This is a genomic window from Mycobacterium sp. 852002-50816_SCH5313054-b (genome assembly GCF_001667185.1).
In the GTDB taxonomy this organism is placed as follows: domain Bacteria; phylum Actinomycetota; class Actinomycetes; order Mycobacteriales; family Mycobacteriaceae; genus Mycobacterium.
This window is the reverse complement of record NZ_LZIC01000037.1, coordinates 15,321-29,510: the sequence shown is the minus strand read 5'-3', so window position 1 is coordinate 29,510 and position 14,190 is coordinate 15,321. Positions and strand designations below refer to the sequence as shown.

The 14,190-nt window shown below is 69.2% G+C and carries 13 protein-coding genes; 3 read left to right on the top strand and 10 right to left on the bottom strand.

Features of this window, described 5'->3' with window-relative positions:
- Window positions 1–2 precede the first annotated feature (2 nt).
- On the bottom strand, window positions 3–1,091 hold the full coding sequence (locus A5787_RS06880; RefSeq protein WP_066963570.1) for a dihydrodipicolinate reductase: 1,089 nt from the start codon (window positions 1,089–1,091) through the stop codon (window positions 3–5).
- A gap of 6 nt (window positions 1,092–1,097) precedes the next feature.
- On the bottom strand, window positions 1,098–2,105 hold the full coding sequence (locus A5787_RS06875; RefSeq protein WP_066963568.1) for a Rieske 2Fe-2S domain-containing protein: 1,008 nt from the start codon (window positions 2,103–2,105) through the stop codon (window positions 1,098–1,100).
- A 142-nt stretch (window positions 2,106–2,247) separates the two neighbouring features.
- On the opposite strand from A5787_RS06875, the gene A5787_RS06870 reads away from it, so the two are divergent.
- A complete protein-coding gene (locus tag A5787_RS06870) occupies window positions 2,248–2,820 on the top strand; it encodes a TetR/AcrR family transcriptional regulator (protein ID WP_231993874.1) in 573 nt (190 codons plus the stop codon).
- 72 nt (window positions 2,821–2,892) lie between these two features.
- Window positions 2,893–3,339: a GNAT family N-acetyltransferase gene (locus A5787_RS06865; protein ID WP_082977106.1), complete on the top strand. Its 447-nt coding sequence runs from the start codon at window positions 2,893–2,895 to the stop codon at window positions 3,337–3,339.
- Here A5787_RS06865 and A5787_RS06860 read toward each other — a convergent pair.
- Genes A5787_RS06860 through A5787_RS06850 form a run of 3 tightly spaced genes read right to left on the bottom strand, consistent with a single transcriptional unit; the run spans window position 3,329 to window position 6,639 of the window.
- Complete coding sequence (locus A5787_RS06860) at window positions 3,329–4,237, bottom strand: alpha/beta fold hydrolase (RefSeq protein ID WP_066963560.1); 909 nt, start codon at window positions 4,235–4,237, stop codon at window positions 3,329–3,331. The two genes, A5787_RS06865 and A5787_RS06860, sit on opposite strands and share 11 nt — an antisense overlap.
- A 3-nt stretch (window positions 4,238–4,240) precedes the next feature.
- A complete protein-coding gene (locus A5787_RS06855) occupies window positions 4,241–5,149 on the bottom strand; it encodes a metal-dependent hydrolase (RefSeq protein WP_066963558.1) in 909 nt (302 codons plus the stop codon).
- 14 nt (window positions 5,150–5,163) lie between these two features.
- A complete protein-coding gene (locus tag A5787_RS06850) occupies window positions 5,164–6,639 on the bottom strand; it encodes an NAD(P)/FAD-dependent oxidoreductase (protein WP_066963556.1) in 1,476 nt (491 codons plus the stop codon).
- 96 nt (window positions 6,640–6,735) lie between these two features.
- On the opposite strand from A5787_RS06850, the gene ald reads away from it, so the two are divergent.
- Window positions 6,736–7,851, top strand: a complete 1,116-nt coding sequence (ald, locus tag A5787_RS06845; RefSeq protein ID WP_066963553.1) for an alanine dehydrogenase — start codon at window positions 6,736–6,738, stop codon at window positions 7,849–7,851.
- A 7-nt stretch (window positions 7,852–7,858) separates the two neighbouring features.
- Here the strand turns inward: ald and A5787_RS06840 are convergent, their stop codons facing one another.
- The 5 genes from A5787_RS06840 to A5787_RS06820 all read right to left on the bottom strand — a co-directional run bounded on the left by A5787_RS06840 (window position 7,859) and on the right by A5787_RS06820 (window position 14,172).
- Complete coding sequence (locus A5787_RS06840; protein ID WP_066963551.1) at window positions 7,859–8,881, bottom strand: nitronate monooxygenase; 1,023 nt, start codon at window positions 8,879–8,881, stop codon at window positions 7,859–7,861.
- Between the two features lie 4 nt (window positions 8,882–8,885).
- Window positions 8,886–10,244 (bottom strand): pitrilysin family protein, encoded by a 1,359-nt coding sequence (locus A5787_RS06835; protein ID WP_066963678.1) that lies wholly within the window; start codon window positions 10,242–10,244, stop codon window positions 8,886–8,888.
- Complete coding sequence (locus A5787_RS06830) at window positions 10,222–12,489, bottom strand: polyribonucleotide nucleotidyltransferase (RefSeq protein WP_066963549.1); 2,268 nt, start codon at window positions 12,487–12,489, stop codon at window positions 10,222–10,224. The genes A5787_RS06835 and A5787_RS06830 overlap by 23 nt, the downstream gene beginning before the upstream one ends.
- A gap of 321 nt (window positions 12,490–12,810) precedes the next feature.
- Window positions 12,811–13,080, bottom strand: coding sequence for a 30S ribosomal protein S15 (gene rpsO / locus A5787_RS06825; RefSeq protein ID WP_066963547.1), 270 nt, complete (start codon window positions 13,078–13,080; stop codon window positions 12,811–12,813).
- Between the two features lie 117 nt (window positions 13,081–13,197).
- Complete coding sequence (locus A5787_RS06820; RefSeq protein WP_066963675.1) at window positions 13,198–14,172, bottom strand: bifunctional riboflavin kinase/FAD synthetase; 975 nt, start codon at window positions 14,170–14,172, stop codon at window positions 13,198–13,200.
- Between the last annotated feature and the right edge of the window lie 18 nt (window positions 14,173–14,190).

Genomic DNA, 14,190 nt, shown 5'->3' with positions numbered 1-14,190 from the left:
CGCTATCTCGTGAACCGCCCCGCGAACCCGCGCAGCGGTAGGTCGGCGCTGGTGATCAGCCCCGGTCGCGCCGCCACCACCGACTTGATGGCGGCGAGGGCGGGCATGCCGGTCACGGTCATGCCGATCGAGGCGAAGTTGTCCGGATTGGACAGGTCGACGCCGCGCTTGGGGAAGATCATGTGCTTGTTGTAGACGCACGGGTCGCCCTTGATCTGGGTGATGTAGCAGCCCTTGATGTTCCAGCTCGGATCGGTGTGCGGCGTCATCTGCCACTCCAGGTGCGTCTCGACTCGGGGCACCCCGTCCACCATGCCCTGGTACTTGAGGTAGTTGCCGCCCAGCGAGCCCTTCGGCAGCGTGTACCAGCCCAGGTCGACGTCCTTGGTGCAGGCGCCCAACTCGTAGCTGAACTTCACCTCGTCCAGGGGCAGCTCGAAGCAGTCGGCCATCATCAGCACGCTGTCGGCGAAGACGCGGGTGTACTTCTCCAGCTTCGCTGGGATCTCCGGGTCGTCGACCGGCCGGCCATAGCCCACCTCGATCCAGGTGTCCTTGGAATGGTGGCAGGAGACGTCGACGGATTCGATGGTGGTGACGTTCTCGATGTCGGCGACGTCGGCCGAACACACCACGCCGAGGATCTGGTTCAGGCCCGGGTTCATCCCCGTTCCGTAGAACGTCGCGCCGCCCTTCTTGCAGGCCTCGGCGAGGAGCTGGGTCACCGGCTTTCCCGACGGGTGCGGATGGTTCCTGTCGCGGTGCCAGCCGGTGATCCAGTCGGCGGTGGTGACGATGTTGATGCCCGCCTCGAGCACTTTGACGTAGAGGTCCTCGTCGGGGAACACGCCGTGAAACGTCAGGACGTCCGGCTTGGCGGCGATGATCTCCTCGATCGTGCCGGTGGCCGTCACCCCGTTGGGCCCGATGCCCGCGAGCTCGCCGGCGTCGCGTCCGATCTTGTCCGGCGAATAGCAATGCACGCCAATGAGTTCCAGGTCGGGCTGCGTGGCGATCCGCTTGATCATCTCCGAACCGACGTTTCCGGTGGCCACCTGGAAGACGCGGATCGGTCGAGCGGGTGCATTCATCGAAGGTCAGCCTTTCTGAGACGCGTAGACGTCGGGATAGAACTGCTTTGCCCACGTGCGGATTGCGGTGAAGCCCTCGTACTCGTCGGGGGCCAGCGCGGGCGGGTCGGAGTAGCGCTGGTGCCGCCAGATCTCGATGTCCTGCTCGAACTGCCGTATCACTTCCCGCCCGAATTCGGCCGCCTTGCGCTCGGCACGCGCGGGGTCCTTGCCCGCGCCGTCCTCGGGGCGGCCGATGGAGACCATGAACCGGACGTCGGAGGTGAATTCGTCGACCGGGGTGACCGCGGAGATGGTGCGGTTGTCCACCATCCCCCAGCTCTTGGTGACGGCGATGCCCAGCCCGCCGTTGATGGCCTGCACACCGCTGTTGACATCCTCGATCTGCTGGCCGTCGTCGCCCTCGAAGGTGATGGTGAAGTCCACGAAGGACACCGGGTCGGCGAAGTCGTGGCGGGTGAACACCGGCACGATCGGGGTGTTGTGCACGAACTTGAAATGCGCGAAGTCCACCCCGTTTTCGAGCACGTACTGCGGATGCAGTTCCAGGCCCTGGCGCAGCAGCCGCTGTTGCGGGTAGTAATCGCCCGCACCGCGGCCGTCCTCGAACGAGCCGAACACGTCGGGCGCGTCGAAATACGGGTCGCGGCGGTCGGCGTCGTGCCAGATGTAGACCGACTCGTTGCGCTCCACCACCGGGTAGGTGCGCATCCGCCGGCCGCGGTTCGGCCGATCCTGGTAAGGGATGCAGACGTTGCGGCCCTCGGAGTTCCACTGCCACCCGTGGAACGGGCACTGCAGCACCTCGCCGATCACCTTCCCGCCGTAGCCGAGGTGCGCGCCCAGGTGTTCGCAGTACGCGTTCATCACCGTGAGCTCGCCCGACTCGGCGCGCCAGGCGACCATCTCCTGGTCGAAGTACTTCATCCGGTGCACGTCGCCCACGCCGATCTCGTCGGACCAGGCGACCTGGAACCATCCGGTCGGTTTCATCGACAACGGCGGCCTAGCCATCGAGCCCTGCCATCTGAGCGCCCCTCCTCGGATCGTGACAGAACCACAGTACCCTCTATGAAAATGATAGGGTAGGCGGATGGCCGAGGCGAAGGTCGTCGAACGGCGCCCCAACCGGCGCGGCCACGCGACGCGCGAGAGCATGCTCGAGGCCGCCCTGAAGTCGCTGGCCTCGGGCGAGCCGGGCTCGGTGTCGGCCAACCGCATCGCCAAGGACATCGGGGCCACCTGGGGCGCGGTGCAATACCAGTTCGGCGACGCCGACGGATTCTGGGCGGCCGTGCTGCACCGCACCGCGGAGCGGCGCGCCGCCACCTTCTCCGTGCTGTCGGGGCCGGTACGGCCCGAGGCGCCCCTGCGCGAACGCGTCGGCGCCATCATCGACACCCTGTACCGCGGCCTGGCCTCGGCGGACTCGCGCGCGATCGAAAACCTGCGCGCCGCGCTCCCCCGCGACCCCCGCGAGCTGGAGCGCCTCTACCCGCGCACCGCCGCCGAGCTGTTCTCCTGGGGCAAGAGCTGGCTGGAGACCTGCCAGCACGCCTTCGCCGGCCTGGACGTCGACCCGGACCGGTTGCGCGAGGTGGCCGCCCTCATCCCGGGCGCGATGCGCGGCCTGGTTTCCGAGCGCCAGCTGGGCTCCTATGCCGACCTCGACATGGCGCGGCGGGGTCTGACGAACGCGCTGGCGGCCTATCTGGAAGGGCGGCCGTAGCCTTAGCGTGTGGAGGCCGGCGACATCGCGATCCGGGAAGCCACGCCGGACGATTTCGCCGAGGTCGCGGCGATGCACTACCCGGTGTGGCGGCGGTCGTGGGCCGGGATACTGCTGCCCCAGGTGCTCGACCTGCTCGGGCCGCCGAAACGTTGGGTCGCCGAGATCTACCCGCAGAGCCTGAAGCGCGTCGGGTGGCGCATGTGGGTCGCCGAGGCCGGCGGCCGCACGCTCGGGGTGGCCATCTTCGGGCCGGATTCCGACCGGCCCGATGACCTGCTCGTCGACGCGCTCTATGTCGCCGAGGAATGCCAGCGGCACGGGCTCGGGGGCCGCATGCTCGACGAGGTCCTCGGCTCGCACCCGTCCGGTGACGTGATCCTGTGGTGCGCCGTGCACAACGCCAAGGCGCGCAGCTTCTACGAGAAGAACGGCTTTCGCGTCGACGGCCGCACCCTCGACTGGGAGCCGCTGCCCGGTCTCAAGGTGGCGCACGTCGGATACCGGCTCAAGCGTTGACGTGCCGATCGACCCATTCGGCGGTCAACTCGGCGATGACCTCCGGGCGTGACGTGACCACCCAGTGCCCGCCCTCGATCGGAATCACCCTGCCGCCGGCCGGAATTGCGCCGGTGAACCGCTGCAGCGCGGGCGTGACGAAGATGTCCCGGCGCGGCACCAGGGTCTGCACGGCGACGGTGGTCTGCGGCAGCCGCGGCCCGGGCGACAGCATCGGCCCGGGCATGTTCGCGCGGTACAGCTTGAGCCCGGTGACGTAGTCGGTGATGGATCGCGGCGTCGGGTCGCGCCGGACGCGCGTGCGCGGGCGGCCGATGCGCTCGAGGGCGTCCAGGACTAGCACGCCGATCCGGGAGCGGAACGCGAGCTCCGGCACGCCGGGGCACAGGAAGAACGCGATATACAGCGACCCGAGCAGCTGCATCGCGACCTGGCCCACGGCCCGCGGCGTGCGCGCCGAGCGCAGGAATCGGCCCGCGTACTGCAGGTGCGGCCCCGAAATCGACGTGAACGACGCTACTTTGGCCATCACGGTGTCGTCGGTGACGGCCGCCCAGGCCGCAATCGAGCCCCAGTCGTGGGCCAGCAGGTGGGCCCGCCCGACGCCGAGGCTGTCGATGACCGCGCCGGCGTCGGACACCAGTTGCGCGAAGGCGTAGTCGGATCGCCTTGCGGGGCGCGATGATTCGCCGGCGCCCCGCACGTCGTAAGCCACGACGTTGTAGCGGCCGGGGTAATTCTCATCGAGTACCTGAGCCACCCCGTCCCAGAGGTGGTGATTGTCGGGCCAGCCGTGGATGGCGAGGATGGTCGGGCGCGCCGCGTCGATCTCGGTGTACCGGTGCACCGCCAGGGTGACGCCGTCGGAGGCGGTAACGCTCGAAGTCGTTGCGGCCATGCGTCAGTGCGACGCGCGCGCGGCGGGCGAGACCGCCAGGTAGTCGACCGCCGCCCCGAGGCCGCCCAACTGGGACGGGTGGAAACCCGGCCGGTAGTAGTTGCCGACCACCCGCACGAACCGCAGCGGCCCGGGCAGCAAACCGCGCCGCGCCGTCCGAACGTAGTCCCGCCAGCGGGCCTTGCTGCCCGGCGGCAGGTACGGGTCCACCGAGTACAAAAACCGGACGCCGCGAATCCACAGCAGCAGGATGCCCGGCGTCACCACCCATTGGGCGCGCACCCGCCGCAGGTAGCCGGCCCGCAGATGCTGCATGGTGTCGAAGGCGACGGCCTTGTGCTCGACCTCTTCGGCGCCGTGCCAGCGCAGCATGTCCAGCATCACGGGGTTGGTGCCGATGGCGTCGTGCGCGGGCGAGTCGAGCACCCACTCCCCCAGAATGGCGGTGTAGTGCTCGATCGCCGACACGAACGAAACCTGTTCCAGCAGCCAGCGGTGCTGCCGTCGCCGGCCCCACCCCGGCCTGGGCCCCAGCAGCTTCTCGAACAGCCACCTGATCTGGTCGGTGTACGGGGTCACGTCGACCCCGGCGGCGGCGAAGTGGGCGAGCACGTCGGCGTGTGCCTGCGAGTGCACGGCCTCCTGGCCGATGAATCCCTGGACGTCCAGGCGCAGCTGATCGTCCTTGATCAAGGGCAGCGCCCGCTTGAACGCGTCGACGAAGAACTCCTCGCCCGCCGGCAGCAGCAGGTGCAGGACGTTGAGGACGTGCGTGACGAACGGCTCGCCCGGCACGTAGTGGAACGGCAGCTTCGCCCAGTCGAACTCGACGTCACGCGCCTCGAGGACCAGCCGCTCGTGGTCGATCGACGCGTCGTGCGGACCCGCCGCCTGGTCGTCGACGGTGAACATCGTGGGCCCTCCCCTCAGCGCGTGGCCACGCGCCTGCGCAAGTCGTACTCTCGCAGATCCGTTTTGGCCAGCATCGCGCGGTGTTCGGCCGGCGTGAAGGGCCACACCTCGGGCACCCCGTCCTTGTTCAGGTACCAGCTGTCGCAGCCGGTGGTCCACACGGTGTCCGGCATCGCGGCGCGCAGCTTGTCGTTGTAACTCTCGGTCGCCGATTGCGTCGGCTCGACCGTGTCGAATTCGCCGCGGCGCCAGCGCTGGATCCAGCCCAGGATGTGCTCGGCCTGGTGCTCGGCGACCGCGGTGAGCGAGTGGTTGCCCACCGGGCTGTGCGGCCCCAGCAGCATGAAGAAGTTGGGGAAACCGGGCATCGCCACGGTCCGGTACGCGCTCGGCCCGTCGCGCCACACGTCGTCGGCGGCGATGCCGTCGCGGCCGGTCAGGCGCATCGGCCGGAAGAACGCGTGCGTGTCGAACCCGGTGCATGCCACGATGATGTCCGCCTCGTGCAGTGTGCCGTCGTCGGTCACAATGCCCCGCGATTCCACGTGGTCGACGCCGGCCGTCACCAGCTCGACGTCGTCGCGCTGGATCGCCCGGTAGAACTCGCCGGACACCACCAACCGCTTGCACATCGGCTGATACGAGGGCGTGAGCGCCGCGCGCAAGTCGGGGTCGCGCACCCGGCGCAGGCTGGCGCGGCACAGCGCCCCCATCGCCGCTCGCCGCAGCCCCGGCTTGGTCAACGCGACCGCGAAGGTGTCGAAGATCAGGCTGTAGGCCCGGTACGCCAGCCGGTCCAGCCACGGAACGGCTCGGTGACTGCGACTGGCGAACCTGGAGTACGGCGGGTTGGGCATCGGGACGATCCACTGCGCGGTGCGCTGGAACAGCAAGACCCTGCCCGCCACGCCGGCCAGCCCGCAGACAAGCTGCACTCCGGTGGATCCGTTGCCGATCACCGCGATTCGGCGCCCCGCCAGCTCGACGGAATGATCCCAGCGCGCGGAGTGGAAGACGTGGCCGGCGAAGTCGTCCAGGCCGGCGATCGACGGCATCCGGGGATGGTGCAGCACGCCGGTCGCCGAGATCAGGAAGTCGACCTCGGACTCTGCCCCGGCCTCGTCGCCGGCGTCCGTGCGCACCACCCAACGGTCGTTGTCGAACCGGGCGCTGACGACTTCGGTGCCGAACCGGATCCGGTCCCGCAGCCCGAATTGGTCGGCGACACCGCGGAAATACGCCTGGATCTCGCCGCCGGGGGAGAACATGTGCGACCAGTTGGGCTTCGTGGCGAAGGTGTACTGGTAGACGCGCGACGGCACGTCGCAGGTCAGGCCGGGGTAGGTGTTTTCCCGCCAGGTGCCGCCCACCTCGTCGGCCTTCTCATAGATCGTGACGTCGTCAATGCCGCTGCGCAGCAACGCGATTGCCATGCACAGCCCCGACATGCCCGCTCCGACGACGGCCACGGAGGGTTCGCGTGTCACCATCGCCGGCTACCCTGCTGGTCGTCCATCCGCCGATCATAAGGCCTGGAACGGCCCTTAAATAGGTGCGGCCGTGGCTCCCTGAGGCACACTGGAGCCATGCGAGTCGGCGTCCCGACCGAGACCAAGACCAACGAGTTCAGGGTGGCCATCACCCCGGCCGGCGTCGCCGAACTGACCCGCCACGGCCACGAGGTGCTGGTTCAGGCCGGCGCGGGGGAAGGCTCGGCCATCCCTGATGCGGAATTCAAGGCCGCAGGCGCCCAGCTCGCCGACACCGCCGAGCGGGTGTGGGCCGACGCGGACCTGTTGCTCAAGGTCAAGGAGCCGATACCGCACGAGTACGGCCTGTTGCGCGACGGGCAGGTGCTGTTCACGTACCTGCATCTGGCCGCCTCGCGCGCCTGCACCGACGCGCTCTTGGCCTCCGGCACAACGTCGATCGCCTACGAGACCGTCCAGACCGACGGCGGCGCGCTGCCGTTGCTGGCCCCGATGAGCGAGGTCGCCGGTCGGCTCGCCGCACAGGTGGGGAGCTATCACCTGATGCGCACCCAGGGCGGCCGCGGCGTGTTGATGGGCGGGGTGCCCGGCGTCAAGGGCGCCGATGTCGTGGTGATCGGGGCCGGCACGGCCGGGTACAACGCCGCCCGGGTCGCCGGCGGCATGGGCGCCGGCGTCATGGTGTTCGACGTCAACATCGGCAAGCTTCGGCTGCTCGACGCCGAGTTCGGTGGGCACGTCGGCACCCGCTATTCCTCGGCGTACGAGCTGGAGGGCGCCGTCAAACGCGCCGACCTGGTGATCGGAGCGGTGCTGGTGCCCGGCCACAAGGCGCCCAGGCTGATCTCGAATCCCCTTGTCGCGCAGATGAAACCGGGCGCGGTGCTGGTGGACATCTCCATCGATCAGGGCGGCTGCTTCGAGGATTCGCGGCCCACCACGCACGACGACCCGACCTTCGCGGTGCACGACACGCTGTTCTACTGCGTGGCCAACATGCCCAGCGCGGTGCCGAAGACGTCGACCGTCGCGCTGACCAACGCCACCATGCCCTACGTGCTCAAGCTCGCCGACCGGGGCTGGCGGGCGGCGTGCCGGTCCGATCCCCCTCTGGCCAAAGGGCTTTCGACGCACGCCGGGATGCTGCTGTCCGAACAGGTGGCCGACGACCTCGGCCTGCCGTGCACGGACCCGGCATCGGTGTTGGCCTGAACCACACCTAGTCGCTGAGGCCGGCGACGATGTCGGCCACCGAGCCCGTCCGGGCCTGCCGGAAGGACGTGCCCGCCCACAGGGCCATCCCGTTGGGGTCTTCGCGTTCGGTCGCGGCCTCCCGTATCGGCAGCGTCATCTGGTTGACCTCGGGGTAACCCAACGGGGCCACGTTGTCGAGCAGGCGGATGAATTCGTTCTCCAGGCCGCGCCCGTAGCGGCCGGAGAACGCGCGCGTGACGATGGTTTTGGCGAACAGCTGATTCTTCATCGCGGTGCGATGGGCCTGGCTGGTGCCCGCCTCGTTGCTCAGCAGCAGCGCGGTGCCGACCTGGGCGGCCACGGCTCCCCGGCGCAGCACGCCCGCGACGTCCTCGGCGGTGCCCAGCCCGCCCGCCGCGATGATCGGGACGTCGCGGTGCGTCCGGTGGATCCGGTCGATCAGGTCGTGCAGGGAGTCGGTGGCGGGCTCCATGTCCGGCGCGAAGGTGCCGCGATGCCCGCCGGCGCCGGGCCCCTGGACCACCAGGCTGTCGGCTCCGGCGGCGACGGCGATCCCCGCCTCGTAGGCCGACGTCACCGTGACCATCACCAACAGCCCCTGCGCGCTCAGCCGCCGGATCACGTCCGGCGGCGGCACGCCGAACGTGAAGGACACCAGCTCCGGATGCACGTCGACGACCACCTCGAGCTTGCGCTGCCAGTCGTCGTCGTCACCGAACTCGGGCCGGCCCACCTCGCACTGATAGTGCTCGGCGATGCCTTCGAGCTCGTCGGCGTAATAGTCCAGCGCCACCCAGTCGGCGACGCTGGGCTGGGGCACGAACAGGTTGACGCCCAACGGGCCGGTCGTCATCGCGCGCGCCGCCGCGATGTCTTCGGCGAACCGTTCGGCGCTCACATACCCGCCGGGGATGAAACCGAGCCCGCCGGCGTTGGACACCGCGGCGGCCAACGCCGGGGTGCCGGGCCCACCGGCCATGGGGGCACCCACGATGGGCACCGCGATATCCCAGAAGCCCAGAACCATCCGGCTAATTTACCATCGCCCGAAGTTGTTGGGGCAGCGATCGTTTCGAGGCATACGGCCCCAGAACGGCCGCCCCATAGCGCTTGCCCAGCAGGCGGCGGGCCACCGCGTTGACCTCCTCGACGGTCACCTCGTCGATCTTTTGCAAAGTGTGCTCGATGCTGCGGTGCCGGCCGTAGTTCAGTTCGCTGCGGCCGATGCGGCTCATCCGGGAACTGGAGTCCTCCAGCCCGAGAACCAGCCCGCCGCGCAGCGAGCCCTTGGCGATGCGGCATTCCGCCTCGGTGATGCCGTCGCGGGCCACCGCGTCGAGCACCGCGCCGGTGACCCTCATGACGTCGGTGAAGCGCTCGGGCAGGCACGCGGCGTACACCGACAGCGCGCCGCTGTCGGCGAAGACGTCCACGGCGGAGTAGACCGAGTAGGCCAGGCCGCGCAGCTCCCGAACCTCCTGGAACAGCCGGGAGCTCAGGCCGCCGCCGAGCGCGGTGTGCAGCACCGACAGCGCCCAGCGATGCTCCCAGCTGCGGCCGGGCGTGCGGACACCCAACGACAGGTGGGTCTGTTCGGCGTCCCGGTTGACCAGCGTCAGCCCGGGACTTCCGGTGACCCGCCCGGCGCCCTTGCGCGGGGCGACGGGGTGCCGGCCGCGGACCAGGTGGGGTCCGAAGTGCTCGCGCACCAGGGCGACGACCTCGTCGTGGTCGACATTGCCGGCCACCGCGACGACCATCCGCTCCGGGGTGTAGCGCCGCACATGGAATGAGTGCAGCTGGCCCCGCGTCATCGCCGACACCGAACGCGCGGTGCCGATCACGGGACGGCCCACCGGATGATCGCCGAACAGCGCCGACAGGAAGATGTCACCCAGCGCGTCCTCGGGGTCGTCGTCGCGCATGGCGATCTCCTCGAGGACGACGTCGCGTTCCAGCTCTACGTCCTCGGCGGCGCAGCGACCGTTGAGCACCACGTCGGCGACGAGGTCGACGGCCAGCTCCAGGTCGCTGTCCAGCACATGGGCGTAGTAGCAGGTGTGCTCCCGGGAGGTGAACGCGTTCAGCTCCCCGCCGACAGCGTCCATCGCCTGGGCGATGCCCACCGCGGTGCGGGTCGGGGTGGACTTGAACAGCAGGTGCTCGAGGAAGTGCGCGGCCCCGGCCACGGTGGCGCCCTCGTCGCGGGACCCGACCCCGACCCAGACCCCGACCGAGGCGGAGCGCACGGCCGGCAGGTGCTCGGTGACCACCCGCAGGCCGCCCGGCAGCGTGGTGCGCCGGACGGCCTTGTGCTCGGCGTTTACCGCGGCGATCTGCGCGCCCCGGCGCAGGCCCGCCGCGGAATCAGCTGCTTGCCGTCGCGGCATCGGCATCGGCAGGGGCGGGCGCGGCGGACGGCGTGTCGGTTGAATCCTCTTCGTCCACCAGGACCAACGAGATCTTGCCCCGCTTGTCGATGTCGGCGATCTCCACCCGCAGTTTGTCGCCGACGTTCACCACGTCCTCGACCTTCGCGATGCGCTTGCCCCGACCCAGCTTGGAGATGTGCACCAGCCCGTCGCGACCCGGCAGCAGCGAAACGAACGCGCCGAAATCCGTTGTCTTGACGACGGTTCCGAGGAAGCGCTCACCCATGGTCGGCAGCTGCGGGTTGGCGATGGCGTTGATCCGGTCGATCGCGGCCTGCGCCGAGGGCCCGTCGATGGCGCCGACGAACACGGTGCCGTCGTCCTCGATGGATATCTGCGCGCCGGTCTCCTCGGTAATGGCGTTGATGACCTTGCCCTTGGGCCCGATGACCTCACCGATCTTGTCCACCGGGACCTTGATGGTGGTGACCCGCGGCGCGTAGGGGCTCATCTCGTCGGGCGCGTCGATGGCCTCGGCCATGACCTCGAGGATGGTCAGCCGGGCGTCCTTGGCCTGGGCGAGAGCCCCGGCAAGGACCTGCGAGGGGATGCCGTCGAGCTTGGTGTCCAGCTGCAGCGCGGTGACGATGTCCTTGGTGCCGGCGCACTTGAAGTCCATGTCGCCGAACGCGTCCTCGGCGCCGAGGATGTCGGTCAGGGTCACGAAGCGGCGCTCAAGCCGGCCCTCCCCTTCAATCTCGACATCGTCGGAGACCAGGCCCATCGCGATGCCCGCGACCGGAGCCTTGAGCGGCACGCCGGCGTTCAGCAACGACAGCGTGGACGCACACACCGATCCCATCGAGGTCGAGCCGTTAGAGCTCAGCGCCTCGGAGACCTGACGGATCGCGTACGGGAATTCCTCGACACTGGGCAGCACCGGCATCAAGGCCCGCTCGGCCAGCGCGCCGTGCCCGATCTCACGCCGCTTGGGCGAGCCCACCCGGCCGGTCTCGCCGGTGGAGAACGGCGGGAAGTTGTAGTGATGCATGTAGCGCTTGGAGGTTTCCGGTCCCAGCGAGTCGATCTGCTGGGCCATCTTGACCATGTCCAGCGTGGTCACGCCCAGGATCTGGGTTTCGCCGCGCTCGAACAGCGCGCTGCCGTGCGCCCGCGGCACCACCGCGACCTCCGCCGACAGCGCGCGGATGTCGGTGATGCCCCGGCCGTCGATGCGGAAGTGGTCGGTCAGGATGCGCTGGCGGACCAGCTTCTTGGTCAGCGAGCGAAACGCGGCGCCGACCTCTTTCTCCCGGCCCTCGTAGGTCTCGGCGAGCCGCTGCAACACTTCGGCTTTCAGCTCGTCGGTGCGCGCGTCGCGCTCGGCCTTGCCGCCGATGGTCAGCGCCTTGGCCAGCTCGTCGGTGGCCACCGAGGCCACCGAGTAGTAGACGTCTTCCTGGTATTCCGGGAACGTCGGGTACTCACCGACCGGCTTGGCGGCCGCGTCGGCCAGCTCCTGCTGGGCGGTGCACAGCACGTCGATGAACGGCTTGGCGGCCTCCAGGCCTTCGGCCACAACGGCTTCCGTCGGCGCCTGGGCGCCACCCTCGACCAGCTCGATGACCTTGTCGGTGGCCTCGGCCTCGACCATCATGATCGCGACGTCACCGTCGACCTTGCGGCCGGCGACCACCATGTCGAACACGGCGCGCTCGAGCTGCTCGACGGTCGGAAAGGCGACCCAGGTGCCGTCGATCAGCGCCACCCGCACGCCCCCGATGGGGCCGGAGAACGGCAGCCCGCTTATCTGGGTGGAGGCCGACGCGGCGTTGATCGCCAGCACGTCGTACAGGTCGTTGGGGTCCAGGCTCATGATCGTCACGACGACCTGGATCTCGTTGCGCAGGCCGGAGACGAACGACGGCCGCAGCGGGCGGTCGATGAGCCGGCAGGTCAGGACCGCGTCGGTGGAGGGGCGTCCCTCGCGGCGGAAGAACGAGCCGGGGATGCGCCCGGCGGCGTACATCCGCTCCTCGACGTCGACCGTCAGCGGGAAGAAGTCGAAGTGCTCCTTGGGGCTCTTGCTGGCGGTGGTCGCCGACAACAGCATGTTTTCGTCGTCCAGGTACGCGACGACGGCTCCGGCGGCCTGCTGGGCCAACCTGCCGGTCTCGAAACGGACGGTGCGGGTGCCGAAGCTCCCGTTGTCGATGGTGGCGGTCGCCTCGAAGACGCCTTCGTCAATTTCAGCTACAGACATGGGTGTCCGTATGACCTCTCTGGGTATTCGGCTGTTTCGCGTCGTCACGCGGAGTAACCCGAGAGCTTCCCTAGAGGAAGAAGTCTGAATGCGGCTACGGCCATCGATCGAAGCGGCCGACCTGCCCCAGATCCGGAGAGCCCGGCAGCCACTACCGAAGACCGCCCGATGCAGACCGGGCTGTTCCCTTGTGACGAGCTGGAACGGCTCGCGCGGATCTGCGCAAACCGCACCGTTTCGCTCGGGCCGAACCGGCCCAGAACGCTCCCACTCTACACGGGCGAACCTGGCCGGCCAGCGGGCGTCGGGATTCGCCAGGCGTCAGCGACGCAGGCCCAGCCGCTCGACGAGCGAGCGGTAGCGCGCCACGTCGATCTGGGACACGTATTTGAGCAGCCGGCGCCGGCGGCCCACCAGCAGCAGCAGTCCGCGCCGCGAGTGGTGGTCGTGCTTGTGCACCTTGAGGTGCTCGGTCAGGTCGGCGATCCGCCTGGTCAGCAGGGCGACCTGGGCCTCCGGGGAACCGGTGTCGGTGTCGTGCAGGCCGTAGGAGCCCAGGATTTCTTTTTTCTGCTCGGCAGTAAGCGCCACGAAACTATCTCCATCAATCGGTCCGCGATGTGGATTCAGAGCGCGGCCACCGCGAACCGCAGCACGCGCCGATGTCGTCCGGCAGTTTAGCAGCGGTTTGACGCCGGCTCCGAATCGTCAACCCGCGGACAGCAGGGCGCGGGCCCGGTCGGTGTCGTCACCCATCGCGGCGACGAGGCCCTTGATCGTGTCGAACTTGCGCTGTCCGCGGATGCGCGCGACGAAGTCCAGCGCCACGTGCTGTCCGTACAGGTCGGCGCTGGTGTCCAGGACGAAGGCCTCGACGGTGCGGGTGCGCCCCGAGAAGGTGGGGTTGGTGCCGACGGACACCGCGGCCTGGTAGCGCTCCCCCGGGACGACGGTGCCGGCCGCCGGTCCGTGCCCGAGCACCGTGAACCACGCCGCGTACACGCCGTCGGCGGGGATGGCCGAATACATCGGCGGCGCCACGTTGGCGGTGGGAAAACCCAGCTCCATGCCCCGCCCCTCGCCCCGGACGACGACGCCCTCGACGCGGTGCGGGCGGCCCAGGGCCTCGGTGGCCGCCACCATGTCGCCGGCGTCCACGCAGGAGCGGATGTAGGTGGACGAGAACGTCACCGTCTCGTTGCTGTGGTGCTCGGAAAGCAGCGACATCGACTCCACCGCGAATCCGAACCGGTCGCCGGCGCGGCGCAAAGTCTCGACGTTGCCGGCCGCCTTCTTGCCGAAGGTGAAGTTCTCCCCCACCACGACCTCCACCACGTGCAGGTTCTCCACCAGCAGCTCGTGGACGTAGCGCTCCGGGGTGAGCTTCATGAAGTCGCTCGTGAACGGCATCACCAGGAAGACGTCGATGCCCAGCTCCTCGACGAGCTCGGCGCGCCGGGTCAGCGTCGTGAGCTGCGCGGGGTGGCTGCCGGGATAGACGACTTCCATCGGATGCGGGTCGAACGTCATCAGCACGGTCGGCACATTGCGGGCGCGGGCGGCCTTGACCGCGTGCGCGATCAGCTCGGCGTGGCCGCGATGGACACCATCGAACACCCCGATGGTGACCACGCATCTGCCCCAGTCCGTGGGAATCTCGTCTTGGCCGCGCCACCGCTGCACGACCGCAAGCCTACGGCG